Source organism: Vibrio sp. JC009 (genome assembly GCF_029016485.1).
Classification (GTDB): Bacteria; Pseudomonadota; Gammaproteobacteria; order Enterobacterales; family Vibrionaceae; genus Vibrio.
This window is the reverse complement of sequence record NZ_CP092106.1, coordinates 3,143,134-3,169,543: the sequence shown is the minus strand read 5'-3', so window position 1 is coordinate 3,169,543 and position 26,410 is coordinate 3,143,134. Positions and strand designations below refer to the sequence as shown.

At 47.6% G+C, this 26,410-nt stretch carries 26 protein-coding genes and 4 tRNA genes; 14 read left to right on the top strand and 16 right to left on the bottom strand.

From position 1 onward, the window contains the following. Positions 1 to 3: 3 nt before the first annotated feature. The 15 genes from hypE to L3Q72_RS14085 all read right to left on the bottom strand — a co-directional run bounded on the left by hypE (position 4) and on the right by L3Q72_RS14085 (position 13,528). The gene (gene hypE / locus L3Q72_RS14155) at positions 4 to 1,017 is read right to left on the bottom strand and encodes a hydrogenase expression/formation protein HypE (protein ID WP_275130558.1); all 1,014 of its coding nucleotides are present in this window, start codon (positions 1,015 to 1,017) and stop codon (positions 4 to 6) included. After that, positions 1,017 to 2,132 carry a hydrogenase formation protein HypD gene (hypD, locus tag L3Q72_RS14150; protein WP_275130557.1) on the bottom strand — a complete coding sequence of 372 codons (1,116 nt, stop codon included), beginning with the start codon at positions 2,130 to 2,132 and terminating at the stop codon, positions 1,017 to 1,019. The genes hypE and hypD overlap by 1 nt, the downstream gene beginning before the upstream one ends. Next, complete coding sequence (hypC, locus tag L3Q72_RS14145) at positions 2,129 to 2,416, bottom strand: HypC/HybG/HupF family hydrogenase formation chaperone (protein WP_275130556.1); 288 nt, start codon at positions 2,414 to 2,416, stop codon at positions 2,129 to 2,131. Before hypC (L3Q72_RS14145) ends, hypD begins: the two co-directional genes overlap by 4 nt. A gap of 3 nt (positions 2,417 to 2,419) precedes the next feature. Beyond that, a complete protein-coding gene (hypB, locus tag L3Q72_RS14140) occupies positions 2,420 to 3,469 on the bottom strand; it encodes a hydrogenase nickel incorporation protein HypB (protein ID WP_275130555.1) in 1,050 nt (349 codons plus the stop codon). Continuing rightward, a complete protein-coding gene (gene hypA / locus L3Q72_RS14135) occupies positions 3,469 to 3,801 on the bottom strand; it encodes a hydrogenase maturation nickel metallochaperone HypA (RefSeq protein ID WP_275132120.1) in 333 nt (110 codons plus the stop codon). The genes hypB and hypA overlap by 1 nt, the downstream gene beginning before the upstream one ends. A 1-nt stretch (position 3,802) precedes the next feature. After that, positions 3,803 to 4,846: a hypothetical protein gene (locus L3Q72_RS14130; protein ID WP_275130554.1), complete on the bottom strand. Its 1,044-nt coding sequence runs from the start codon at positions 4,844 to 4,846 to the stop codon at positions 3,803 to 3,805. After that, on the bottom strand, positions 4,846 to 5,331 hold the full coding sequence (gene hybE / locus L3Q72_RS14125) for a [NiFe]-hydrogenase assembly chaperone HybE (protein ID WP_275130553.1): 486 nt from the start codon (positions 5,329 to 5,331) through the stop codon (positions 4,846 to 4,848). The genes L3Q72_RS14130 and hybE overlap by 1 nt, the downstream gene beginning before the upstream one ends. Then, positions 5,312 to 5,566 carry a HypC/HybG/HupF family hydrogenase formation chaperone gene (hypC, locus tag L3Q72_RS14120; RefSeq protein WP_275130552.1) on the bottom strand — a complete coding sequence of 85 codons (255 nt, stop codon included), beginning with the start codon at positions 5,564 to 5,566 and terminating at the stop codon, positions 5,312 to 5,314. Before hypC (L3Q72_RS14120) ends, hybE begins: the two co-directional genes overlap by 20 nt. Next, complete coding sequence (locus tag L3Q72_RS14115) at positions 5,557 to 6,051, bottom strand: HyaD/HybD family hydrogenase maturation endopeptidase (protein WP_275130551.1); 495 nt, start codon at positions 6,049 to 6,051, stop codon at positions 5,557 to 5,559. Before L3Q72_RS14115 ends, hypC (L3Q72_RS14120) begins: the two co-directional genes overlap by 10 nt. A gap of 84 nt (positions 6,052 to 6,135) precedes the next feature. Further along, positions 6,136 to 7,836: a hydrogenase 2 large subunit gene (hybC, locus tag L3Q72_RS14110; RefSeq protein WP_275130550.1), complete on the bottom strand. Its 1,701-nt coding sequence runs from the start codon at positions 7,834 to 7,836 to the stop codon at positions 6,136 to 6,138. 15 nt (positions 7,837 to 7,851) lie between these two features. Next, complete coding sequence (gene hybB / locus L3Q72_RS14105; protein WP_275130549.1) at positions 7,852 to 9,045, bottom strand: Ni/Fe-hydrogenase cytochrome b subunit; 1,194 nt, start codon at positions 9,043 to 9,045, stop codon at positions 7,852 to 7,854. After that, the gene (gene hybA / locus L3Q72_RS14100; RefSeq protein ID WP_275130548.1) at positions 9,038 to 10,039 is read right to left on the bottom strand and encodes a hydrogenase 2 operon protein HybA; all 1,002 of its coding nucleotides are present in this window, start codon (positions 10,037 to 10,039) and stop codon (positions 9,038 to 9,040) included. The genes hybB and hybA overlap by 8 nt, the downstream gene beginning before the upstream one ends. Further along, on the bottom strand, positions 10,039 to 11,163 hold the full coding sequence (hybO, locus tag L3Q72_RS14095; RefSeq protein WP_275130547.1) for a hydrogenase 2 small subunit: 1,125 nt from the start codon (positions 11,161 to 11,163) through the stop codon (positions 10,039 to 10,041). The genes hybA and hybO overlap by 1 nt, the downstream gene beginning before the upstream one ends. Positions 11,164 to 11,656: 493 nt before the next feature. Continuing rightward, positions 11,657 to 12,997, bottom strand: coding sequence for a CDP-diacylglycerol--serine O-phosphatidyltransferase (pssA, locus tag L3Q72_RS14090; RefSeq protein ID WP_275130546.1), 1,341 nt, complete (start codon positions 12,995 to 12,997; stop codon positions 11,657 to 11,659). A 105-nt stretch (positions 12,998 to 13,102) separates the two neighbouring features. Next, positions 13,103 to 13,528, bottom strand: a complete 426-nt coding sequence (locus L3Q72_RS14085) for a GNAT family N-acetyltransferase (RefSeq protein ID WP_275130545.1) — start codon at positions 13,526 to 13,528, stop codon at positions 13,103 to 13,105. 69 nt (positions 13,529 to 13,597) lie between these two features. On the opposite strand from L3Q72_RS14085, the gene murB reads away from it, so the two are divergent. Further along, entirely contained in the window at positions 13,598 to 14,638 is a 1,041-nt protein-coding gene (gene murB, locus L3Q72_RS14080; RefSeq protein WP_275130544.1) for a UDP-N-acetylmuramate dehydrogenase, read from the top strand. A 4-nt stretch (positions 14,639 to 14,642) separates the two neighbouring features. Beyond that, complete coding sequence (birA, locus tag L3Q72_RS14075) at positions 14,643 to 15,602, top strand: bifunctional biotin--[acetyl-CoA-carboxylase] ligase/biotin operon repressor BirA (protein ID WP_275130543.1); 960 nt, start codon at positions 14,643 to 14,645, stop codon at positions 15,600 to 15,602. On the opposite strand, the gene coaA is transcribed toward birA, so the two are convergent. Continuing rightward, entirely contained in the window at positions 15,603 to 16,526 is a 924-nt protein-coding gene (gene coaA, locus L3Q72_RS14070) for a type I pantothenate kinase (RefSeq protein WP_275130542.1), read from the bottom strand. A 208-nt stretch (positions 16,527 to 16,734) separates the two neighbouring features. Between coaA and L3Q72_RS14065 the strand changes: the two genes are divergently transcribed. The 12 genes from L3Q72_RS14065 (at position 16,735) to rpoB (ending at position 26,363) form a co-directional block, all read left to right on the top strand. Beyond that, positions 16,735 to 16,810: transfer RNA gene (locus L3Q72_RS14065), tRNA-Thr, on the top strand. A 35-nt stretch (positions 16,811 to 16,845) separates the two neighbouring features. Further along, positions 16,846 to 16,930, top strand: a tRNA-Tyr gene (locus L3Q72_RS14060). 38 nt (positions 16,931 to 16,968) lie between these two features. Beyond that, positions 16,969 to 17,043, top strand: a tRNA-Gly gene (locus tag L3Q72_RS14055). Between the two features lie 13 nt (positions 17,044 to 17,056). Then, a tRNA-Thr gene (locus L3Q72_RS14050) sits at positions 17,057 to 17,132 on the top strand. 136 nt (positions 17,133 to 17,268) lie between these two features. Continuing rightward, complete coding sequence (tuf, locus tag L3Q72_RS14045) at positions 17,269 to 18,453, top strand: elongation factor Tu (protein WP_275130541.1); 1,185 nt, start codon at positions 17,269 to 17,271, stop codon at positions 18,451 to 18,453. Positions 18,454 to 18,679: 226 nt separating this feature from the next. Continuing rightward, positions 18,680 to 19,057, top strand: coding sequence for a preprotein translocase subunit SecE (gene secE, locus L3Q72_RS14040; protein WP_275130540.1), 378 nt, complete (start codon positions 18,680 to 18,682; stop codon positions 19,055 to 19,057). 12 nt (positions 19,058 to 19,069) lie between these two features. Next, positions 19,070 to 19,618, top strand: a complete 549-nt coding sequence (gene nusG, locus L3Q72_RS14035) for a transcription termination/antitermination protein NusG (protein ID WP_275130539.1) — start codon at positions 19,070 to 19,072, stop codon at positions 19,616 to 19,618. Between the two features lie 142 nt (positions 19,619 to 19,760). After that, entirely contained in the window at positions 19,761 to 20,189 is a 429-nt protein-coding gene (gene rplK / locus L3Q72_RS14030) for a 50S ribosomal protein L11 (protein WP_275130538.1), read from the top strand. Between the two features lie 4 nt (positions 20,190 to 20,193). Beyond that, the gene (gene rplA, locus L3Q72_RS14025; protein ID WP_275130537.1) at positions 20,194 to 20,898 is read left to right on the top strand and encodes a 50S ribosomal protein L1; all 705 of its coding nucleotides are present in this window, start codon (positions 20,194 to 20,196) and stop codon (positions 20,896 to 20,898) included. 287 nt (positions 20,899 to 21,185) lie between these two features. Next, positions 21,186 to 21,680, top strand: a complete 495-nt coding sequence (rplJ, locus tag L3Q72_RS14020) for a 50S ribosomal protein L10 (protein ID WP_275130536.1) — start codon at positions 21,186 to 21,188, stop codon at positions 21,678 to 21,680. Positions 21,681 to 21,737: 57 nt separating this feature from the next. Further along, positions 21,738 to 22,106 carry a 50S ribosomal protein L7/L12 gene (rplL, locus tag L3Q72_RS14015; protein WP_275130535.1) on the top strand — a complete coding sequence of 123 codons (369 nt, stop codon included), beginning with the start codon at positions 21,738 to 21,740 and terminating at the stop codon, positions 22,104 to 22,106. 228 nt (positions 22,107 to 22,334) lie between these two features. Then, entirely contained in the window at positions 22,335 to 26,363 is a 4,029-nt protein-coding gene (rpoB, locus tag L3Q72_RS14010; protein ID WP_275130534.1) for a DNA-directed RNA polymerase subunit beta, read from the top strand. Positions 26,364 to 26,410: the final 47 nt, after the last annotated feature.

The window sequence follows — 26,410 nt, the reverse complement described above, 5'->3', positions numbered from 1 at the left end:
CTCCTAACAGATCCTTGGCATAGGCTCGATAGTTGGCAGATCCAGCCAGCGGTTGCCACCAAACAGATTGCGGATGGTGATCTGGCCTTTCTCGTTTGCCTCACCAATAATGGCAGCATCTTTACCCGCGGCGGTTTGTCTTATCTGCTCCAGAGCCTGTTCCGCATCTTCAGCTGAAACAACTGCAATCAGCTTACCTTCATTGGCGAAGTTGATTGCTTCAAGGCCAAGCAGCTCACAGATACCCCTAACCGCAGGATTAAGAGGCAATGATTCTTCATCAATAGCAAAGCCGCATGAAGAGCTTGCCATAAATTCATGCAGAACGGCATTGACACCACCCCGTGTTGCATCACGTAGTGCCCGGACACCGGGAATCGATAGCAGGGCTTCTACAACCGGATAAAGGTGCTGGCAGTCACTGGAGAGTTGCCCATCCAGTCCAAGATTTTCTCTCAGATTCAGGATTGTGGCCCCGTGATCGCCAATGGTGCCAGAGACAATCACTTTATCACCGGGACGGATCTGATTCGCACCCCATGAAACTGAAGCCGGGATAGCACCAAGGCCGCTGGTGTTGATAAATACTTTATCGGCAGCGCCCCTAGGAACTACTTTTGTATCACCGGTAACTATTTTGATTCCTGCCTCTTTGGCCGCTTTGGCCATAGAGGCAACGATTCGTTCAAGCTCCGCCATTTCCAGACCTTCCTCAAGAATAAAGGCACTGGAGAGAAACAGCGGTTTTGCTCCGCTCATTGCGACGTCATTTGCTGTTCCGTACACTGCAAGCTTACCGATATCTCCGCCCGGAAAGAACAGAGGGTCGATAACAAAGGAGTCAGTGGAGTAAGCCAGATTATCTCCCTGAAGAGTAAACTGCTCCAAAGGCAGTCTTGCCTGATCTTCCTGCTGCTCAAGTACACCATTTGAAAAGTGTCTGATAAACATCTGCTCGATAAGTTGCTGCATCGCTTTACCGCCGCTGCCGTGAGCAAGGGTTATTTTCTCAGTCATTAATTCGCTCCCTGAAGGCGGTAGTTGTAGTACGCGGCACAAGCTCCCTCTGAGGAAACCATGAGTGCACCGATGGCATTTTCCGGTGTACAGCTTTTGGCAAACAGAGGGCAGTCAGTAGGCTTACAGCGACCCGACAAAACATCACCACAACGGCTACCTTCCGGATCGGTGCTGGTGCTCTCTTCAGTGCCAAAATAGACTTCTGCATCAAAGTCCTGATACGAAGCTGACAGCTGAATACCTGAATTATCAATGCTTCCCAGTCCGCGCCACTCGCTTTCTTTCTTAACCTCAAACACTTTTTGCATAGCTTTCTGAGCATTTGGGTTACCATGATCCGAAACCACCCGGAGGTACTGATTTTCGATCTCGCATCTGTTTTCCTGTAGCTGGGTAACCACCATCAGAAGTGCCTGCAGCATATCAAGCGGCTCAAAACCGGTGACAACAGAAGGCTTGTGGTAGGTATCTGCAAGCGGAAGATAAGGTTCTGTACCGATAACCATGCTCAGGTGACCCGGAAGCAGGAAGCCGTCTATTCGAACATCATCCTGGCTAAGCAGGGCGTGCAGGGTTGGCATAATGGTGATGTGCTGACAGAAGAGTTTAAAGTTGCTGATGCCTTTCGCCTTTGCCTGCAGAATAGTCATCGCTGTTGCAGGCATTGTGGTTTCAAAACCGAGGCCGAAGAAGACAACCTGCTTATCCGGATTCTGTTCTGCAATCAGAAGAGCATCCATTGGAGAGTAAACGATACGAACATCACAGCCTCTGCCCCTTACATCCAGTAGGGAGCCATTTGAGCCCGGCACCCGCATCGCGTCACCAAAGGTACAAAGAATGACATCAGGTTTTTCTGCAATGGCAATGCACTGATCCAGACGGGATTTAGGAAGCACACAAACCGGACAGCCCGGGCCGTGAACAAATTCAATATCATCCGGAAGAAGCTCAACCAGCCCGAACTTAAACAGGGTATGGGTATGCCCGCCGCAGACTTCCATAATCTGCAGAGGTTTCTGCTCTGGCGGAATTTTTTCTAAAACAGTGCGGATATTTTCGATCAGCGCTTTGGCCAGCTTCGGGTCACGAAACTCATCTACATACTTCACTTGGTTTCTCCCACAGCCTGTCTCTGACTAAAGTCATCGATCTCATGTTCAAGGGCATTCATTGACTCCAGGGCTGCAATTGTTTCCTGAGCCTGCTGTTCGTCAATGATGCACATGGCAAAGCCCACATGAACCAGAGCCCACTTACCGACAAGTGCCTCCGGTTCGGACTCAACCACACAGGAGAGATTAACCTCTCTCTGTATACCGCTGACTTCGATGTTTCCCAGCATGGCTTCTGAGTCGGTAATTGCGATAATCTTACCGGGTACGCCTAAACACATAACTTACTTCTCTCCAAGCCAGTCCAGCCATGCCTGCATGCCTTCACCTGTGGTTGCTGACAGGCGAAGCGGCTGAATGTTTGGATTAACCCTTTGTGCGTTTTCAATACAGGCTTCAACGTCAAAGTTCAGGTACGGAAGCAGATCAATTTTGTTAATAATCATCAGGTCGGCATCGGCAAAAATATCCGGGTATTTAAGAGGCTTATCTTCCCCTTCGGTTACTGACAGGATGGCTACCTTATGGCTTTCTCCCAGATCGAAAGCCGCCGGGCAGACAAGATTTCCGACGTTCTCGATAAATAGCGTGGAGTCTTTTTCAGGTGCCAGGTTACCAATGGCCTGAGAGACCATCTGCGCATCCAGATGACAGCCTTTACCGGTATTAATCTGAATGGCTTTAGCGCCGGTTTCCCGGATTCTGTCGGCATCATTGGTCGTCTGCTGATCGCCTTCGATAACCGAGCAGCTATCGCTGCCCAGTAGCTTTAAGGTTTCTGTCAGCAGCGTGGTTTTACCTGAGCCAGGGCTGGAAACCATATTCAGAGCCTTGATATTTCTCTGCTGCAGAAACTCACGGTTTTTCTCCGCTATCGCATCGTTTTTCGCCAGAATGTCCTGCTCAATCTGAACCATGCGGCTTTGTGTCATTCCCGGAGCATGTGAGCGTGCCGGTCCCTGACCAAAGTGCAGGTCATCGCCTTCCTTTTCAGGTTTGAAGTTGCCCGGCTCTTCGTGCTGATGGGTGTGCTCGTGGTGATGCTCTTCATGACTGTGTGAATGATGATGGTCATGGTCATGGTCATGATCGTGAGAGTGCCCATGAGAGTGCTCATGGCTGTGAGAATGGCCCTGGTGATGATGGCCTGCCGTCTCGTTCACATGATAGTGAATATGCACAGGGCCGTGATAATGGTGATGATGGACGATCTGAGCCGGAGCATCATGGCTATGAGAATGGCCGTGTTCATGGTGGTGGTGATCATCATGATGATGGTGGTGTTCACCTTCAATTCTTACGTTACCGGACGCGCAACCACAAGTAGTACACATCAGATTACCTCCAATTCTTTAATCTTCATTTCATCCCCGCCTTTGGTCTGAAGGCTGAATCCGTTGCAGATCGGACAGGGATCTAATCGGTTATTCACCGAAACTTCTTTTCCGCAGTCAAAGCACCAGGCCTGACCGGGAAGTTCTTTAATTTCCAGCTTTGCTCCGTCAGCGATTGTTCCGCGACAAACCACATCAAAGCAGAAGCTCATAGCATCAGTCTCGATTCCGGAAAAAGCGCCGATTTCCAGAAAAACGGCTTTCACCTTGTTATATCCGTGAGCGCTTGCCTGTTCTTCTATAACCTGGACAAGGCTTTCGCACAGTGACATCTCATGCACGGCTGTTTATCTCCCTTATTTCCACCTGAAACTCAACGCAAGGGTCTATGGCCCAGATAAGTTGTCGTATCCAGCTCGGATCGCTGTTTTCCAGTTTCTGATTGATTAATGCAGATTCAACGATGCCCCCCTGACTAAAGTACCGGTCAGTTGGCGCATCTATTTCATATGAGCTGATATTGCCGTCAGCATCCAGCTTCACCCTGTGTTCAAGGATGCCTCTGGAAGCATAAGCTAATCCCGCCTCAGGTATCATTGCAGTTTCTGGGTTACCGGTGACCTGGCAGATCTCAACCAGTCGTGACAGCATTCTTGTTGCCAGACCGGAGCCCCAGCAATCCAGTGCCTGACTGACCAGCGGGTGAGCTTTCTGTCGGACAAGGCTGCCTGATTCCTGTTCTGCTGACCAGCTATCATCCGAGCCCAGAGAAGCTGCATTATGCATATTCACTGAGAAGTGGCGGGCGTAGGGGGAATCAGTTTGTGTCCAGTCGATAAACTCAGACCATTTCATCGAATTGAAATCGGCTGGCTGCACTCCCAGTAGGGGCTCCAGCAATGTCCCGATTTCCGCCCACTTATCAGTGAAGTCATATGACAGGTCTGGGTTATCCAGCTCAAGTGGCGGCAATTTCTGTACGCTTTGCAGCAGAGTCCGGGTTAAAGCCAGGCTTTCCTTAATAGCGAAATCAGCACCAAACAGTTCTCTTTGCATCTGCCATGTTTGCCAGCAATGCTCTTTCAGCCATTCTAAGGCGCAGCGATGGCTAAGCTCCTTTCTTATCTCTGCGGTCAGCTCACGCTCGAGTGCCTTATAAATGGCACCGAGTGCAGCTGCCTGTTGTGCCTGGGAGCAGAGGAGGAAGAGTTTAGGTATCAGAGCAAGAGCCTGAGTGGCCGGCTTGTCATTAAGCATCTGACCAATATTTGCCGGACGTGAGTTATCGATTGAAACTGTTTTAATTTCAAAGGACTTGGTTAGTTCTATAGTAAGTACTAACTTTCCGACAAAGTTACCGGCAGAAAAGGGCTTCATTATTCGCTCTCAAGGGCAGGCTGGCCGCTGGCCAGTTTGCTGAACAGATTACGTTTGGACTTATCCGCTATCTCAGAGGTTGGAATAGCAGTGATCAGTCTTCTGACATCTTCTGCGACTCTCACTGCATCCTCCTGACTGCCAAAGTCCTGTACCGGTGACTGAACCGAGCAGGACAGATAGTGCCCGAGTTGTTCATGTTCACCGTAGATAAAAGTATAGTCTCCGGCAGGCAGCTGTATGCCCACTTTCTCACCCATATCAAAGGAGCGCCATTCCCGGCCTTCACCCGGAAGCAGCATAATACTCAGAGTCCATGGAGTGAGAAGTACACCCAGCCAGTCGCCTTCATAGAGGGCAAAGCCGACAGTCTTTACTTCAAGCTTATCGTTGATAAAAGGCAGATCATTCATCTGGTGATGATGAATATCGGTAAAGACTTTCTCGATCTGAGAAGCCGGGTTTTCAATAAAGTTTTGCGGCACGTTCAAAATCTCCTTCCGCTAACGCCTGCTGAAGTGCAATGGCTTTTTCTGCTTCTTCCCGCTCTACGACTTCTACCGCGAAGCCGCCTACCTGAATCAGCAGGTAGTCACCGGGAGTCACTTCCTGCTCAAGCATAAGCAGGCTGACGGGGTAGTTCTTATTTTCAGCATCAACTGTGGCGGACATACCGTCTTCAGAAACAGTGATAACTTTTGCAGGAACGCCTATGCACATGATTCAGCTTCTTTCTTTTCTGGTTGAATACCAATGCCTTTCAGGTAAGTGAGCACTTGTTCCTGCATGATTTCCTGTTTTGAGGATACGGTCTTTGACATTTCAAGCCCCGGGTCTACCGTCTCAGGGACTATTCCGACCAGAAAAATATTTTTCGGGGATTCTCCGGTAAGTATCAGGGCGCCCAGCAGATCGGACAGTCCCAGCTGGTGGGGAGAAACTTTGTTATTGAACAGCGCCGGCACTTCGTCATCTCTCAGATTGACGATGGTTCCCGGTTCATCTCCGGTAAGGACAGCGTCGATTATGACGACATGCTCGCGATTGGCAATAAAGTCCAGCAGCTCCATACCTGCAGTGCCGCCATCCACAAGGTCAACACCTTCAGGGAAACTGAACTCTTTAGTTAACTGATTGACGACATGAACACCAATCGATTCATCTCTCAAAAGGAGGTTACCGACACCTAATACTAAAACATTCACATCTTCATCCTCTTTCAGTATATCTTTTCTTCTAAAACAGAAGAGAAAAGAGGCATCGGGGAGTTGATGCCTCTTGCGTGCCTGTTAAAGCACTTTAACCTGAGTAATACCTTCTCCTCGTGTATCCACAATATGAACCGCACAGGACATACATGGGTCGAATGAGTGAACAGTACGGATAACTTCCAGAGGACGCTCAGGATCGGCAATCGGAGTACCGATTAACGACTGCTCATAAGGTCCTAACTCATCACTGCTGTTTCTCGGGCCAGAGTTCCAGGTGGACGGAACCACGGCCTGGTAGTTTTCAATCTTACCGTCGTTGATAACAATCCAGTGAGACAGAAGACCACGCGGTGCTTCATGGAAACCTACGCCTTTTACAACGCCATACGGGTAAACCGGCTTAACATAGGTCGTTGTGTCACCCTTACCGATATTCTCAACCAGAGCATTCCACTGGTCGTGAAGAATCTCTTTCAGAACACCACAGCGAACCGCACGGGTAGCATGACGGCCAAGTGTTGAGTGAAGGTGTTTGACTTCAGGCTTAATACCGGTCAGCGCTTCAAAAGCACCAAGTACGTCATTCAGATGTTTGATGGTGCGCTCGTCACCTGCAGCAACTGCGCAGAGCACCTGTGCCAGCGGACCTACCTGAGTGGCTTTGCCGTTAAAGGTCGGAGCCTTAACCCAGGAGTACTTACCTTCATCTTCAAATCCGGTGTAATTCGGATCTGTCTTCCCTTCCCACGGATGGAACGGGCCTTCTTCCTGATACCAGGAGTGCTTGCTACTTTCTGCGATACCTTCAATCAGGAACGGATCATCATGGCTGGTGATAGGTCTGTAGGTAGACAGATCGCCGTTTTCGATGTAACCACCCGGCATCAGGAAACTGCCGTTTTTACTGTCAGTCGGGAAGTCAGGGATTGCCATGTAATTGGTCACCCCTTCACCTATGCTCAGCCACTCAGGGTAGTGAGCGGCGACGATAGCCACATCCAGCTTGTACACCTGATCGATAAATTCATCCAGTTCATCGATAAAGGTCTTCACGTACATCAGGCGTTCTTTGTTCAGAACGGCAGGCGCATCCAGGTTAATCGGGTTGGCAACACCGCCAACCGCCAGGTTCTGGATATGAGGTGACTTACCGCCAAGAATTGCCACAATACGGTTTGCATTGCGCTGATATTCCAGAGCCTGAAGGTAGTGAGCTACCGCGATCAGGTTGATCTCTGGCGGCAGTTTCATCTCCTTGTGCTCCCAGTAACCATTGGCAAAGATACCCAGCTGGCCGCTGTCTACCATGCCTTTCAGCTTGTCTTTCACCTTCTGGAATTCAGCCGCTGAGTTCAGAGACCAGGTAGAAAGCGGGCGACAGATGTCTTCACACTTGATCGGATCGGCCTGAAGCGCAGAAGTTACATCTACCCAGTCCAGAGCAGATAGCTGATAGAAGTGAACCACATGGTCATGAATGCTGTGTGCAGCCATGATCAGGTTACGAATATACTGCGCATTTACCGGTATATCCATATCCAGAGCACTCTCTACAGAGCGCACAGAAGCGATTGCGTGAACCGTTGTACATACACCACAGATACGCTGAGTAAATACCCATGCGTCTGTCGGATCCTGGCCCTTAAGAATCTCTTCCATACCACGCCACATTGTGCCGGAAGACCAGGCATTGGTGACGACACCATTTTCAATTTCGCAGTCGATACGCAAGTGGCCCTCGATGCGGGTAACAGGATCTATTGTAATGCGTTGACTCATATTATTATCCATCCCTTACTTTTGTTCAGCGCCACTCAGGCTTTGTTCATCGTGAATACGTTTAGAGGTTGCCGCTCCCGGCAGTACAGGAAGCAGTTTAATTAGCAGGATATAGCCCACTACTTCTATTGCTACCAGACCAAAGGACAGCAGTATTTCTTCAATTGAAGGGAAGTAGGTATAACCATCTCCCGGATAGTAGGCGACAATGGCCAGGTCGATACGGTACATAGCCGCGCCAATCAGAAGGCTGGTTGCTGCAGCAAACATCCACGGGGCACTTTTCTGAATACGCTTCATAAAGATAACCGGCAGGGCCAGCAGTACTAATTCAGCCACAAACAGCCAGCTGTACAGATCTCCGGCAAAGACATAGTCCCACTTATGGTCCAGATTGATTGCGTGCAGTCTCATGACGATAAACATGCCCACCAGAACCTGAATAAAGGTAAACAGGCGGTTGAACAGTGGTTTCTCGTCAGGCATGCGCCCTTTCATTCCCGCAGCTACGATAGCGCCTTCAAACACAACAATGGAGAAACCCATAATCAGTGCACCCAGCAGGGAGAAGACCGGTAGGAACTCATAGGTTTGCCACAGCGGGTGAATCTTATGACCCGCTGTAATAAACAGTGAACCCATTGAGGACTGGTGCATCGCAGGTAGCAGAGCACCCAATGCGATAACTGCAAACAGAATTCTGTTCAGAACCTTTAGCGGGATCTTCATACCCAGCTTTTCCAGCAGCGCCGGAGCAAATTCAAGAACCAGAACGCCAAGGTAGATGGTCATACAGACCGCTGTCTCAAACAGAACCGAGTTCGGGTTGAAATGCCCGGGAATAAAGAAGTAGGGCATATTCCACCAGCGACCGATGTCCATAGTGATGGACAGGCCGCCAAGGGCATAACCAAACAGACTGGCTAACAGTGCAGGGCGTACAAGTGGGTGATATTCACCTTTGTTAAAGATGTATACGGCCCACGCCAGTGCCCAGCCACCACAGGCGAATCCGGTACCGACCAGAAGGTCAAAGGCAATCCAGATTCCCCACGGATAGCCGCCGTTCAGGTTAGTTACCGGGCCAAGCCCCAGTATCAGTCGCTTAACAATTACGATGACACAGATAAAAGCAAAGAAACCGAAGAATATTGTCGGCCAGCTGATTAATCGGCCGCCGACCGGTTTGAGGTCATGATGATCATTCATGGTCATTCTCCTCTTTCTTCTTTGCTTCTAATTTCGCTTCTTCGCCATTAGGCTCGTACATGCTCTTACGCGTGGCGTACATCAGACCCATAAATGCTGCAAACGGAAGCATCATGCCCTGATAAAGCGTGTGCTGAACAGTTTCTGAGCGTGCACCGTATGACTTACGCGGCATATCAGGCAGATCCAGTTTTTCGAAAGGAATACCAGAAAGAACCAGAACCTGGGTACCGCCACCCTCGTGCTCACCGTATACATGCGGGTGATATTTAGGAATCGGTTTACTGTGGGTAAGACCTGCATCCATTTTTTCTCTTGGGAAGTCGTAGTCATCACCTTCCTTCAGAGCAAGGCGGCGTTTCGCCTCCTCAAGCAGTTCTTCTCTTTTACCGAAAATGATTGCGCCGGTAGGACAAACTTCCACACAGCCCGGAAGCAGACCGTTATCAATGCGTTCAACCCCTTTCTGGTTACACAGCTGACATTTTTGCAGCTGACCAAACGGGTCGTGATATTCGTACTTCGGAATATTGTAAGGGCAAGCAATCATGCAGTAGCGGCAACCTGTGCAGACATCCGGATCATTAGTAACGATACCGGTAACCGGATCCTTTCTCATCGCACTTACAGGACAGGCGGAGACACAGTTAGGATCCACACAGTGCATACACTGGCGTTTAATGTATGAGAAGCCGTTGAACTCCACATCTTTCTCTGTTCCGTCGCCATTAGTGTACTTACGTATCACGTTAAGTGCGTAAGGAGAAAGGTGGCTGTTTTGTTCCCACTGAGCTTCGCCATTTGGGTTTGGCTCCATATGGTTTACTTCTTTACATTTCACCACACAGGCCTGGCAGCCGATACAAAGTGTTGCGTCATAAAGCATGCCAACAGCATCAGGCAAAGGAGGATGGGATTCCCTTGCTGAGGTCGGAAAGCTGGTGGCAATCACTGCACCACTGGCCGATAGTTTCAAAAAGTCGCGGCGGTCCATTATGCCTCCTCGTTACTTTCTGATTTTTCTTTCTTGTGCTGACGGGTTAATTCACGGACTGTCATCAAACTCACGCCCGCAGCCAGACCGCCAATACCACCCAACAACGCAGATGCGCCCGGTGATGCTGATTCACCAACCGGTGTGCCCACTTCTGGTAACTGAGCAGGAGGTGTCGGGTTACGCACATTGGCTAACTGGTGAATGCCTTTGGTAAAGCCGATGTCTTTTTCGTTACAGCCGATACAAGGGTGACCGATACCAACAGGCCAGATACCACCACCGACATCACAGAATTCAAGTGTTGAGCAGTTTCCGTAGGTTTCAGGGCCCTTACAGCCAAGTTTGTACAGACACCAGCCTTCGCGGTGGCCTTCGTCTCCAAACTCAATGGCAAAGCGGCCGGCATCAAAGTGTGGTCTGCGCTCGCAGTGTTCATGAATACGTCTGCCGTAGGCAAATACAGGACGGCCCTTATCATCCAGAGCAGGCAGGCTGTTGTAGGTAAGCAGATGAGCAACCGTTGCAAGGAAGTTATGCGGGTTTGGCGGACAGCCCGGGATATTAACGATAGTTTTGCCCGGCAGTACTTCATGCAGCGCTTTTGCATCGGTCGGGTTAACGCCAACAGAGGCAACACCGCCCCAGGCAGAACAAGAGCCTATGGCGATAATTGCCGCAGCACCTTCCGCAGCTTCCTGAATGTGTTCAACAATCGGCTTGCCGGCAACCATGCAGTAGACACCGCCATCTTTAACCGGAATGGAGCCATCGACTACCAGTACATACTTGCCATGATATTTTTCCATCGCGTGATGTTTGTTTTCTTCAACAAGGTGACCCGCTGCAGCAGAAAGTACCTCATGGTACTCAAGTGAGATCATATCCAGAATCAGGTTTTCTACTGTCGGGTGCGTGGACCTGAGAAGAGATTCGGTACAGCCGGTGCATTCTTGTGCGCCAATCCATATCACAGGGGGTCTTTGTTTCTTCGCCAGGGCGTCAGCAACTTGCTGACCAGCATTTGCACTGCTTATGCCCATAGTTGCGGCTAATCCGGAGCAGAGCTTCATAAAGGAGCGACGTGATACGCCTTTTTGTTCTATAAGATCATAGCCATCCATCTTTATGCTTCCTTCGCGTGTAATTATTTGATTGATTATTAATACCAATCCCAGCAATCACTAGAACAGCTAATTACTGGTATTGTTATAAGAGTAGAAATATTGCTCAACAACGTCATTTATTAGCATTTATTGATATACGTTGGTGTATAAAAATGTAAATTTTTTGATAGGTTCAATAATTGATTTAAATCAATACCTACAGATATACAGTTGGCTGTTTGTTAAAAGTATGCGTTGAGTGCGGATTTTACCCAACCCCAGTAATCACAAGGGGTTATATGTATTTATGAATGGAAATTATCGATTGTTTATAGCAAGTTTGAATATGAATGGAAGGATAGTATTTATTTTAATTCGTTAAATAAATGTTGTTTCTATCAAGGAAATTACATAAATATGACGGTTTATTTATTAGCCAACAATCAGTTAGGACCGGAAACAAAAAAGGAGCCATTTTAGTGGCTCCTTATCAAACATTGGCTAATGCTAATTACAGAATTCGCTTTAGTACACGATCGGCTTTAACCCGGGTAATTCTCTTAATCAGTTTTTGGACTTCCCTGGGGTAAGTGTCCAGTTTATCCAATAATCTGTAGCTTCCCACCAGTTTACTGTGAGTAAGGATGTTTTCGGCCTCTTGCTCAAACTTCTCAGTCAGCAGGTGCTGGTGATCCTGAATAAGCAGTCCATTTTCCAGATCCAGACTCCATGCTCTCGGGTTCAGGTTATTACCTGTCAAAAGCATATATTTCTTATCGATCCAGATTCCCTTTAAATGGAAGCTGTTATTATCGTGCTTCCACAGATGTATCGAGAGCTTTCTGTTGGCAATGTTAGATTCGTTTACTTTCGCAAAGCGGCGCAGATTCAGCTCATAAAGATAAGGTAAACCGGCAATGGTCCTGAACTCTTCTTCTGGCGGAATATAGAAATCATTCGCGGTTTTATCACCGACAACCAGTGTGACTTTTACACCGCGCTTAAGGGCCTTTTTGATTTCCTTTGCAACGCTTTTCGGGAAGTTGAAATAAGGTGTGCAGATAAAAATCTCGTCTTTTGCATTAGCAAGCAACTGATTGATTTTCTGATTCAGAGTGTTTCTGCGTTTACCTAAGCCAACAAGAGGCGTAATCGCAACCTGTTCATCACTGGCCTGCTCCGGATAAAATATGTATCGCGATTGTGCCAGAGTAGAGCGGAACTGGCGGATAGCCGGTTTAATCTCTTTGGTTGCTGGCCTTTCTTGATCGCAAAGTCTGTTTACTGCAGGGTGAGCCAGCATCACGGATTCAATAAAGTGCACCATGCTGTTGGCAAGGGTCTCGTTGTTGATGATGTGATATCTGTCGAAGCGGTACCGGCCGTTATAACCCAGATAGACATTGTTCAGACTGGCGCCACTGTAAATGACAGTGTTATCAATGATAAACCCTTTCAGGTGCAGGACACCAAGTACTTCCCGCCCTCTTACCGGAATGCCGTATACAGGGACGCAATGTTCGTACTTTTCAGCATATTCACGGTACAGAGAAGCGTTGCCTTCAGACTTTTCAGCACCAATCAGGCCTCTTTGAGCGCGGTGCCAGTCAACACAGACTTTGACCTCAAGTGAAGGGTTATTCTGCTTTGCTTCATACAGCTCATCTAAGATAAGACGTCCCGCTTCATCATTTTCCAGATAAAGTGCCGCTATGTAGATTCGCTCTTTGGCGTTTCTGATCTCGTCGATAAGCCGGGTACGGAACTCTTCTGCTGAATGCAGTACTTCAAAACTACCTGGATCGAGCGCGATGGTTGGCATTTGATTGAGCGATTTGTTTAACGCCATCATAGGGTGTTGTAGACCTCAGTTGCTGCAAAATTGCGAACATGGAATTTTATCAAATATCCGCAAGCTATTGCTATCTAATCCTGTCTCTTTCGTTAGATATTATTACTAAAAGCTCGATTTCATCGGAATTAATGACTTACCGCTGTTTGAATAACGTTCAAAAAGTGTTCTGAGCTGAGCCGGTAACTCTTCGGCAGAGATGGTCTGGAAGCTGTGTTGCGCATAAAACTTTTCCAGGTGCTGATAGGCGAAGCAGTAGTCATTGGCGGCAATAACCTGCTCTTGGTAATAACGCATTAACTGATGAGCAATGCCTTGTCTCCGGTATTGGGGGATCACCAGCATACCGGTAAACAGACGCCACTTGTCTATATTCCGGAGGCGAAACAGTCCAGACATCTGATTCTCAGTGTAACTGACATAAATCAGCTCATTGCTTTTGGCTTTGCCTGACGGGTAGTGGCTTTTGTATAGCTTCTGAACCAGAGGGAGTTTGATTGAGTCGAGTTTTTCTATCCGAGTTTTCGTCATATGCTGATATTTTCCGCTTGATCGGTATTCCTGTATACTACGCCAATTCCAATTTTACCCTTAAGCAAGATGCAGATATATAACAACGCAAGCCTAAAGCCTTATCACACCTTTGCCATCGAAAGCACCTGTGAGCACTTAGTTATTGTGGAATCAGCCGAAGAGCTGGTGGCAGTGTACCAGAAGCCAGAGTGGCAACTATTACCAAAATTAGTGCTGGGAAAAGGCAGCAATATGCTGTTTACCGAACATTTTATGGGCGTTGTCATCATAAACCGTATTTTGGGTAAAGCCGTTTCACAGAGCGATGAGTCTTACCTGCTGCATATCCAGGGCGGCGAAGACTGGCCTGAACTGGTTAAATGGGCTACAGAGCAGGGGTATCCGGGGCTGGAAAATCTGGCCTTAATTCCCGGCTGTGCAGGATCAGCGCCGATTCAGAATATCGGAGCTTACGGGATAGAGTTTAAAGATGTCTGCGAATATGTGGATATTCTGGATCTGGATACTTTTTCGGTTCGCCGGTTAACTGACACAGAGTGCCTGTTTGGCTACCGCGAGTCAGTGTTTAAGCACGAGCTAAAGGGCAAAATCGTTATTACAGCGGTTGGTCTGAAGTTGGCGAAAGCGTGGGTGCCGAATGTTTCCTATGGCTCCCTGCAGTCTATTGCTGAAAATGAGCGTTCTCCGAAGCGGATTTTTGATGAGGTGTGCCAGGTGCGTATGGCAAAACTGCCGGATCCTGAGGTGTCTGGTAACGCTGGAAGCTTCTTTAAGAACCCGGTGATCACTACTGAGCATTTCAGCAAGGTAAAGGCGCAATATCCTGAAATAGTGGCCTATCCGGCCGGAGATAAAATGAAAGTTGCTGCCGGCTGGCTGATTGACCAGTGCGGGTTTAAAGGTGTTACAGAGGGTGGCGCGCAGGTACACCCGAATCAGGCTTTGGTGCTGGTTAATAAAGATAATGCCACTGCGGAAGATGTTGTTAAGCTGGCCAGCCGCATTACTACCGAAGTTAAGCATCGCTATGGGATTGCTCTGGAGCATGAAGTGCGTTTTATGGGCGCAACTCAGGAAACCTTCCTTGCCGAGTTAATACAGGAATAATGGCATGAAAGATCACAGCGTTAAGTTAGAGATTGTAAAAATGCTGAGCTGCGGCGAATTTGTTTCCGGTGAACAGATTGGCGAAGCGCTGGGTATTTCCCGGGCTGCGGTCAGCAAACATGTGAAAGGCCTTAGCAACTGGGGACTGGATATTTTTAGTGTTCAGGGCAAAGGCTATAAGCTGCCTTCACCTCTGTCGCTGCTGGATCAGAGTGTGCTTTCTGACAAGCTGAATATGCCGGTTACTGTTATACCTGTGATTAATTCCACCAATCAGTATCTTTTAGATCAAGTTAACGACCTGTCATCCGGCTCTGTTTGCCTGGCTGAATATCAGGCCAAGGGCAGGGGAAGAAGGGGCAGGGACTGGATCTCTCCTTTTGGCTCTAATCTGTATATGTCTATGTACTGGAGGCTTGAGGCAGGAATGGCCGCGGCCATGGGCCTTAGTCTGGTGGTTGGCGTCGCTATCGTAGAAGCTCTGGAAGGTCTGGGAGTCGAGGGCATTAAGCTCAAATGGCCAAACGATCTCTATTATCAGGATAAAAAGCTGGCAGGGATCCTGGTCGAAATGTCCGGTCAGGCGGGTGGCGCGGCTCATCTGGTCGTCGGGATGGGACTGAATATCTCAATGCCGGATCATATTGATGGCATCACTCAGCCATGGATTTCACTTAGTCAGATAACAGAGACGCTTCCCGAGAGGAACGACTTAGCTGCAGCACTTATCAAAGCCTGGGAAACCTCTCTTCAGGAGTACGAGCTTTACGGCATGAGAGGTTTTGTAGAGCGCTGGAACCGTTTTGATAACTTTAAAGACCGTCCGGCAAGGCTGATTATGGGCAGCCGCGTTATTGAAGGGACAATTCGCGGTATTGATGAGCAGGGAGCGGTTCTGATAGAAACCGCAAACGGCATTGAAGCCTTTATCGGTGGGGAAATCTCTCTGAGAGGAAATGAATAATCATCTCCTCAGAAGGACTTCCTCAACGGTGTGATTCTCACCTTTACGCAGGATAAGCTGAGCTCTCTCACGGGTAGGAAGAATATTTTCCTCCAGGTTTTTGCCGTTGATGGTGTGCCAGATATTCCTTGCCTTTTCAATGGCTTCCTGCTCGGTTAGCTGGGTGTAGTGCGAAAAGTAAGAGCCCGGCTTTTTAAAGGCGCTTTCTCTGAATTTCAGAAAACGGTCTAAATACCAGTTTTCAATCAGCCGGGTGTCGGCATCAACAAAAATCGAGAAATCCACAAAATCAGAAATAAAGACTCTGTGCGGATCGTGCGGGTAGTCCATTCCGCTCTGCAGAACATTCAAACCTTCAATAATCAGAACATCCGGAAGGTCAACCACCTTCTCTTCCTGAGTAATATCGTAAGTGATATGTGAATAAACAGGGGCGGTCACGTTTCTTTTGCACGCTTTTACATCGGAAACGAACTGAACCAGTCTTTTCATATCGTAGGATTCAGGGAATCCTTTTTTGGTCATCAGATCTCTTTCGTTAAGAATCTTATTCGGATGCAGAAAGCCGTCTGTGGTGATTAGCTCCACCTTCGGGTGCCTGTCCCAGCGGGAAAGTAAGGCCTTTAAAAGGCGGGCAGTGGTGCTTTTGCCAACCGCAACGCTTCCGGCAATTCCGATAACGAATGGCGGAGCATGCTCACTTTTGTTCAGGAACTTGTGCAAAACACTATTCCGGCTCTGTCTGGCAGAAACGTATAAATTTAATAAACGGGTCAGTGGCAGATAGATCTCTACAGCTTCTTTCATTGTGAGATTCTCATTGATGCCCTGAAGCTCAGCGAGATCCTGTTCAGACAGCGTCATAGGCACTGAATTACGCAATTCTGCCCACTGGTGCCTGTCAAAAGGCATGTAAGAATTCATAAATCACTACACCGTTATTAAACAAAGAGCTGCGAAAATACATCATGTCGATAAGAAAGCAAACGACAGTCGCTACAAAACGGTGTAAAAAACATAAGATTTGAACAATTTATAAGCAAAAACCCACAATATTCAGGAAAAAGCAATTTTTTTTAAATTATCTATTGCAAGGTGAAAGATCATCCCATAGAATGCGCCCCACTTACGTGCCGACTTAGCTCAGTAGGTAGAGCAACTGACTTGTAATCAGTAGGTCACCAGTTCGATTCCGGTAGTCGGCACCATTTTCTCCTTTATGAGAGAAAGTGTGAAAAAATTTGGAGGGGTTCCCGAGTGGCCAAAGGGAGCAGACTGTAAATCTGCCGGCTCCGCCTTCGATGGTTCGAATCCGTCCCCCTCCACCATATTCTTAAGGAAATAGCTCACAGAGTTACTACGTGTTGCGGGCATCGTATAATGGCTATTACCTCAGCCTTCCAAGCTGATGATGCGGGTTCGATTCCCGCTGCCCGCTCCAACTCTTTATGAGTGCTGATATAGCTCAGGTGGTAGAGCGCATCCTTGGTAAGGATGAGGTCGGCAGTTCGAGTCTGCCTATCAGCACCAGCTCTTAAGCAAAAATTTCCTTTTGATACTTTCTTCTAACTAAACTACGTTTAGTGATTGAGAGTAAGTTAATCACCAATATATTTGGTTGCGTGGTCATCAAAGCCACCTTAATCCGTACCTAGAGGGACAACTCATGTCTAAAGAAAAATTTGAACGTACGAAACCGCACGTAAACGTTGGTACTATCGGCCACGTTGACCACGGTAAAACAACTCTAACTGCAGCTATCTGTACTACTCTTTCAAAAGTATACGGTGGTGAAGCAAAAGACTTCGCATCTATCGATAACGCTCCAGAAGAGCGTGAGCGCGGTATCACAATCGCAACTTCTCACGTTGAGTACGATACTCCAACTCGTCACTACGCACACGTAGACTGCCCTGGACACGCTGACTATGTTAAAAACATGATCACTGGTGCTGCGCAGATGGACGGTGGTATCCTTGTAGTTGCTGCAACTGACGGCCCAATGCCTCAGACTCGTGAGCACATCCTACTAGGCCGTCAGGTTGGTATCCCATACATCATCGTATTCATGAACAAATGTGACATGGTTGACGATGAAGAGCTTCTAGAGCTAGTAGAAATGGAAGTTCGTGAACTTCTGTCTGAATACGACTTCCCAGGTGATGACCTACCAGTTATCCAGGGTTCTGCTCTTGGTGCACTTAACGGTGAAGAGCAGTGGGAAGCTAAGATTGTTGAGCTTGCAGAAGCACTAGATTCTTACATCCCAGAGCCAGAGCGTGCTGTAGACCAGCCGTTCCTAATGCCAATCGAAGACGTATTCTCAATCCAGGGTCGTGGTACAGTAGTAACTGGCCGTATCGAGCGTGGTATCCTGACTGTAGGTGATGAAGTAGCAATCGTTGGTATCAAAGAAACTACTACTACTACATGTACTGGTGTTGAAATGTTCCGTAAGCTGCTTGACGAAGGTCGTGCAGGTGAGAACGTTGGTGCACTTCTACGTGGTACTAAGCGTGATGAAGTTGAGCGTGGTCAGGTTCTAGCTGCACCTGGTTCAATCACTCCACACACTAAGTTTGAGTCTGAAGTATACGTACTGTCTAAAGATGAAGGTGGTCGTCACACTCCATTCTTCAAAGGCTACCGTCCACAGTTCTACTTCCGTACAACTGACGTAACTGGTAACATCGAGCTACCAGAAGGCGTAGAAATGGTAATGCCTGGTGATAACATCCAGATGACTGTAGAGCTAATCGCGCCAATCGCGATGGACGAAGGTCTGCGCTTCGCAATCCGTGAAGGTGGCCGTACAGTAGGTGCTGGTGTTGTTGCTAAAATCTTTGAATAAGATTTGACTAACAGCTAGTAAAAAGGGCATCATTTGATGCCCTTTTTCTTCGCAATATAAATGTCATGTAAGATTTTTCTTTCATGTCACTGAAAAGCAAAGAATTTTTTGATCGAGAGTAATCTGGGTCAGCAATTTGTACCGAAATGTTTCGGTGCATTTAGAATGAGCCCTGCAACAGCGGGGTTGTTGTCGTCTATATTTAAGACTTGGACAGGTTGGTTTTATGAAAGCAAACGCTGAAACTCCAAACAGCTCAAACGCAGCAGATATCTTTAAGTGGATTGTCGCTTTCGCTCTGGCTGCCGCCGCTGTTGTGGGTAATTACCTGTATGGTGAAATGTCTGTTGTTATTCGTGCAGCAGCAGTTGTTGTTCTTATCGCTGCGGCACTAGGTGTTGCTGCAACAACAGCAAAAGGTAAGCAAGCGATTAGTTTTGCACGCGAAGCTCGTATCGAAGTTCGCAAAGTGGTTTGGCCTACTCGCCAGGAAACCATGCAAACAACTCTAATCGTATTGGCTGTAAGTATTGTTATGGCTCTGGCACTTTGGGGTATCGACGGCATTATGGTTCGTCTGGTTGCCCTTGTGACTGGAGCGTGAGGGTCTTAATTCATGAGTGAAGCTCCAAAAAAACGTTGGTATGTGGTTCAGGCCTTTTCTGGCTTTGAAGGCCGTGTCGCTCAGTCTCTTCGCGAGCATATCAAAATGCACGCAATGGAAGAGCTATTTGGTGAAGTTCTTGTTCCTACTGAAGAAGTAGTTGAAATGCGCGCTGGTCAGCGTCGCAAGAGTGAGCGTAAGTTCTTCCCGGGCTATGTACTTGTTCAGATGATTATGAACGATGAATCATGGCACTTGGTGCGTAGCGTTCCGCGTGTTATGGGCTTCATTGGTGGTACTTCTGACCGTCCGGCACCTATCACAGACAAGGAAGCTGACGCTATCCTTAACCGTCTGGAGAAAGCAAGTGAAGCACCTCGCCCACGTACTATGTACGAAGCGGGTGAAGTGGTACGTGTTAACGACGGACCATTTGCTGACTTTAACGGTACTGTTGAAGAAGTGGATTACGAGAAGAGCCGTCTGAAAGTGTCTGTATCGATCTTTGGTCGTGCAACACCAGTTGAGCTTGAATTTGGTCAGGTTGAAAAACTTGATTAAAAAAACACCTTTTTAGGGTTGTTAAGGGCGCGAATTATGATTATAATTTCGCGCCTTTTTACAGCAAGGCTGTAAAAAGAATCTATCAAAACCGGGGAGCTGATCAGTAGATTAGCGTTATTACCCAAACTTAGGAAATATCATGGCTAAGAAAGTTGAAGCTTATATCAAGCTGCAAGTTGCAGCGGGTATGGCTAACCCAAGTCCACCAGTTGGTCCTGCTCTAGGTCAGCACGGTGTGAACATCATGGAATTCTGTAAAGCGTTCAACGCAAAAACAGAATCTGTTGAGAAAGGTCTACCAATCCCAGTTGTTATCGCAGTATACAACGACCGTTCTTTCACTTTTGAAACTAAGACTCCACCAGCAGCAGTTCTTCTTAAGAAAGCAGCAGGTATCAAGTCTGGTTCAGGTCGTCCAAACACTGAAAAAGTGGGTACTGTAACTGACGCTCAGCTGCAAGAAATTGCAGAGACTAAAGCGGCAGACATGACTGGTGCTGACGTAGAAGCTATGAAGCGTTCTATCGCAGGTACTGCTCGTTCAATGGGCCTAGTGGTAGAGGGTTAAGATCATGGCAAAACTTACTAAGCGCATGCGCGTAATCCGCGAAAAAGTTGACGTAACTAAAGAGTACGAAATCAACGAAGCTGTTGCTCTTCTAAAAGAACTTGCTACTGCTAAGTTCGTAGAAAGCGTAGACGTAGCTGTTAATCTTGGCATTGACGCTCGTAAATCTGACCAGAACGTACGTGGTGCTACCGTTCTTCCTCACGGTACTGGCCGTGAAATCCGCGTTGCAGTGTTCACTCAAGGTGCTAACGCTGAAGCTGCGAAAGAAGCTGGTGCTGACATCGTAGGTATGGAAGATCTTGCAGATGCTGTTAAGAAAGGCGAAATGAACTTCGACGTAGTTGTTGCTTCTCCGGATGCAATGCGTGTTGTTGGTCAGCTAGGTACTATCCTTGGTCCTCGTGGTCTTATGCCAAACCCTAAAGTTGGTACTGTAACTCCTAACGTTGCTGAAGCGGTTAAGAACGCTAAAGCTGGTCAGGTTCGTTACCGTAACGACAAGAACGGCATCGTACACACTACTATCGGTAAAGCTAACTTCGAAGCAAGCCAGATCCAGGAAAACCTGGAAGCTCTTCTGATTGCTCTTAAGAAAGCTAAGCCTTCTTCAGCGAAAGGTACTTTCCTGAAGAAAGTAAGCATCTCTACTACTATGGGTGCTGGTGTTGCTGTTGATCAGGCTAGCCTGAACACTCAAGCAAGCTAAAATATTTGCATAGGCGTGAAATTAGTGTATAATTTTGCGCCTATTTGATATGTGGTTGGGACTGTGGTCACACTTTATAAGTATGAGTACAGTCTCCGTCCAAGACCGTAGGCGTTCCGACTCTTTCGAGATAAAGAACTTAATAAAACCTACGTAGACGGTGCCCGAACTGACAGAAAGCCGAACTATTTTAGATTGTCTTTCTTCTGGGAATGCACCGTATTAACTCCCGCTGTTGTTAAAGCGCAATGGTGGGTGGTGTAACGACAACCAGGAGTAAATCCAAGATGGCTTTAAACCTTCAAGACAAAAAAGCAATTGTTGCTGAAGTCAACGAAGCTGCCAGTGGTGCACTTTCTGCAGTTGTTGCCGACTCTCGTGGCGTTGAAGTAGGCGCGATGACTTCTCTACGTAAACAAGCTCGTGAAGCTGGTGTTTACGTGAAAGTTGTTCGTAATACTCTAGCACGCCGCGCTGTAGAAGGCACAGACTACGAATGTCTAAAAGACCAATTCGTAGGTCCAACTCTGATCGCTTTCTCTAACGAGCACCCAGGTGCTGCTGCGCGTCTTTTCAAAGACTTCGCTAAAGAGAACAAAGAATTTGAGATCAGAGCTGCTGCATTTGAAGGCGCTATTACTGATGCTGAAGTACTAGCAACACTACCAACTTACGACGAAGCAATCGCACGCCTAATGATGTGCATGAAAGAAGCTTCTGCAGGCAAGCTGGTACGTACTATCGCTGCACTACGCGATCAGAAAGAAGAAGCTGCGGCATAAGCCTTGCTTTTTACTGGTTGCTTTATAAACTAATTGTTGACTTAAAAGAGAATTGTTATGTCTATTACTAACGAACAAATCCTAGACGCAGTTGCAGAAATGTCTGTAATGCAAGTTGTTGAGCTTATCGAAGCTATGGAAGAAAAATTCGGCGTATCTGCTGCAGCTGCTGTTGTAGCTGGCGGTGCTGCTGGTGGCGAAGCTGCTGCTGAGCAAACTGAATTTGACGTAATCCTGACTGCTGTTGGCGGTAACAAAGTTGCTGTAATCAAAGCAGTACGTGGTGCTACTGGCCTAGGTCTTAAAGAAGCTAAAGGTCTAGTTGACAGTGCTCCAGCTCCTCTGAAAGAAGCTATTGCTAAAGACGAAGCTGAAGCTCTTAAAGCACAACTAGAAGAAGCTGGTGCTTCTGTTGAAGTTAAGTAATTATTACTTAATTTCTTAGCCGACAGGCTAATGGCTGGTGGTTTATTGACCACCGGCCTTTTTGCGCTGTAGGGTGTCGACGAATTTTCCCGCTGTTTAGTCGTCAATATCCGTGCAAAACACCGCTGGGTCCGTTCTTTTGGGTTCAGGGTCTACAGTAAACAGTTGTTAGTCACTACCCTATGATTTGGGTGGTTTGGGTCACTTATCAGCGAGCTGAGGAACCCCATGGTTTACTCTTATACCGAGAAAAAGCGCATCCGTAAGGACTTTGGTACTCGTCCACAGGTTTTGGACATTCCATACCTGCTGTCAATCCAGCTTGATTCGTTCGACAAGTTCATCGATCAGGATCCTGAGGGGCAATACGGTCTTGAGGCTGCTTTCCGTTCTGTATTTCCAATTCAGAGCTACAACGGCAATTCCGAGCTGCAATACGTTAGCTATCGTCTTGGTGAGCCAGTTTTTGATGTTAAAGAATGTCAAATCCGTGGTGTAACTTATTCTAAGCCACTACGCGTAAAACTACGCCTGGTTGTTTTTGATAAAGATGCACCAGCAGGTACTGTAAAAGACATTAAAGAACAAGAAGTCTACATGGGTGAAATTCCGCTCATGACAGACAATGGTACCTTTGTAATTAATGGTACTGAGAGGGTTATCGTATCCCAGCTGCACCGAAGCCCAGGCGTGTTCTTCGACAGCGATAAAGGTAAGACTCACTCTTCAGGTAAAGTATTATATAACGCACGTGTTATCCCTTACCGTGGCTCATGGCTGGACTTTGAGTTCGATCCTAAGGATAACCTGTACGTACGTATCGACCGTCGTCGTAAGCTACCTGCGTCAATCATCCTTCGTGCACTAAGCAAAACGACGGAAGAGATCCTTGATATCTTCTTCGAAAAAGTGAACTTCGAAGTGAAAGATCAGACTCTGATGATGGAGCTGATCCCAGAACGTCTACGTGGTGAAACTGCGACATTTGACATTGTTGCAAATGGCACAACATACGTAGAAGCAGGCCGACGCATCACTGCCCGTCATATCCGTACTATGGATAAAGAGGGTGTGGACTTCATTGAAGTACCGGTTGAATACATTGTTGGTAAAGTTGCATCAAAAGACTATATCAACGAAGAGACTGGCGAAATCATCGTTGGCGCTAACCAGGAAATCAGCCTGGAAGCACTGGCGAACCTGTCTCAGGCTGGCCACAAGAACCTACAGGTTCTGTTCACTAACGATCTGGACCATGGTCCGTTCATGTCTGATACCCTGCGTATCGACAGCACAACTGACCGTATCTCTGCGCTAGTAGAAATCTACCGCATGATGCGTCCTGGTGAGCCACCAACAAAAGAAGCTGCAGAAGCACTGTTCGAAAGCCTGTTCTTCTCTGAAGAGCGCTACGACCTGTCAACGGTTGGTCGTATGAAGTTCAACAGCTCTATCATGCGCGAAGATGCACTGGATCAAGGCACTCTTGATGAAACAGACATCATCGAAGTAATGAAGAAGCTTATCGCTATTCGTAACGGTAAAGGTGAAGTGGATGATATCGACCACCTTGGTAACCGTCGTATCCGTAGCGTAGGTGAAATGGCTGAGAACCAGTTCCGTGTAGGTCTGGTACGTGTTGAGCGTGCAGTTAAAGAGCGTCTGAGCCTTGGTGATCTTGACAACATCATGCCTCAGGATCTGATCAACGCTAAGCCAATTTCTGCGGCAGTTAAAGAATTCTTTGGTTCTTCACAGCTTTCACAGTTTATGGACCAGAACAACCCACTATCAGAAGTAACGCACAAGCGTCGTATTTCTGCACTGGGTCCTGGTGGTCTTACCCGTGAGCGTGCTGGTTTCGAAGTTCGAGACGTACACGTAACTCACTACGGCCGTCTGTGTCCGATCGAAACGCCTGAAGGTCCAAACATCGGTCTGATCAACTCACTGTCAGCATTTGCCCGTTGTAACGACTATGGTTTCCTTGAGACTCCATACCGTCGCGTAGTAGATGGCGTGGTTACAGACGAAGTTGATTACCTGTCTGCTATCGAAGAAGGCCAGTACGTTATCGCTCAGGCGAACGCTGTTCTTAACGAAGACAACTCTTTTGCTGAAGAGCTAATCACTGCTCGTCAGAAAGGTGAAACTGGTCTGCACCCACGCGATCAAGTTGGCTATATGGACGTTGCAACCAACCAGGTTGTATCTGTCGCTGCATCTCTAATCCCATTCCTTGAGCACGATGATGCGAACCGTGCATTGATGGGTGCGAACATGCAACGTCAGGCAGTTCCTACTCTACGCGCAGATAAACCACTTGTTGGTACTGGTATCGAGCGTAACGTAGCAGTTGACTCTGGTGTTACAGCAGTAGCGAAACGTGGCGGTATGATTCAGTCTGTTGACGCGTCTCGTATCGTAGTTAAGGTTAACGAAGATGAGCTGGTACCGGGCGAAGCGGGTATCGACATCTACAACCTGACTAAGTACACACGTTCTAACCAGAACACTTGTATTAACCAGCGCCCAACCGTGCTACCTGGCGAGCCAGTAGCAAAAGGTGACGTACTTGCTGACGGTCCTTCAACAGACCTTGGTGAGCTAGCGCTTGGTCAGAACATCCGCCTGGCATTCATGCCATGGAACGGTTACAACTTCGAGGACTCCATCCTTGTATCTGAGCGTGTAGTTCAGGAAGACCGTTTCACCACTATCCACATCCAGGAACTTTCTTGTGTGGCGCGTGATACTAAGCTTGGTAGCGAAGAGATCACAGCGGATATTCCAAACGTAGGTGAATCTGCTCTGTCTAAACTGGACGAGTCAGGTATCGTTTACATCGGTGCTGAAGTTAAGGGTGGCGACATCCTGGTTGGTAAAGTGACGCCTAAGGGTGAAACTCAGCTGACTCCTGAAGAGAAGCTACTACGTGCTATCTTCGGTGAAAAAGCATCTGACGTTAAAGATACTTCACTGCGTGTACCAAACTCTGTTTCAGGTACTATCATCGACGTTCAGGTCTTCACTCGCGATGGCGTAGAGAAAGACAAGCGTGCGCTTGAAATCGAGCAGATGCAGCTTAAAGAAGCTAAGAAAGACCTTACAGAAGAGTTTGAAATTCTGGAAGGCGGTCTGCTTAACCGTGTTAAGGCAGTTCTTCTGTCTGGCGGTTACTCTGAAGCACAGCTTGACTCTATCGGCCGTAAGAAGTGGCTTGAGCAGTCTCTTGCTGACGACGAGCTACAAACACAGCTTGAGCAACTTGCTGAGCAGTGGGACGAGCTGAAAGCTGACTTCGATAAGAAGTTCGAGAACAAGCGTCGTAAGATCACTCAGGGCGATGACCTTGCACCTGGCGTACTGAAGATTGTTAAGGTTTACCTGGCAGTTAAACGTCGTATCCAGCCTGGTGATAAGATGGCGGGTCGTCACGGTAACAAGGGTGTTATCTCTAAGATCAACCCTGTTGAAGACATGCCTTACGATGAAAAAGGTCAGCCTGTAGACATCGTACTTAACCCACTGGGTGTACCGTCTCGTATGAACATCGGTCAGATTCTTGAAGTTCACATGGGTCTGGCTGCGAAAGGTATCGGTGACAAGATTAACCAGATGGTTAAGGAACAGCAGGAGCTGCACAAGTTCCGCGAATTCCTGCAGAAGGTTTACGATCTTGGTGATACCCGTCAGGAAGTTGATGTTGCAGCTCTGTCTGATGACGAAGTTCGCACACTGATTAAGAACCTGCGCGGTGGTCTGCCAATCGCAACACCAGTATTTGATGGTGCTTCTGAAGCGTCAATCAAAGAACTGCTGAAGCTTGGTGACCTGCCTGAGTCTGGTCAGCTGACACTGTTTGACGGCCGTACCGGTGATGCATTTGAGCGTCCTGTAACTGTTGGTTACATGTACATGCTTAAGCTGAACCACCTTGTTGATGACAAGATGCACGCACGTTCAACCGGTTCTTACAGCCTGGTAACTCAGCAGCCACTTGGTGGTAAAGCTCAGTTCGGTGGTCAGCGTTTCGGTGAGATGGAAGTATGGGCACTGGAAGCATACGGTGCTGCATATACTCTACAGGAAATGCTAACTGTTAAGTCCGATGACGTGAACGGCCGTACTAAGATGTATAAGAACATCGTAGACGGTAACCATGCTATGGAACCTGGTATGCCAGAATCCTTCAACGTACTGTTGAAAGAGATTCGCTCGCTGGGTATCAACATCGAGCTAGAAGACGAAGAGTAATTCCAGTTACTGGAATTATCGGTAGAAAGGTGAGCTTGCCAATGTGC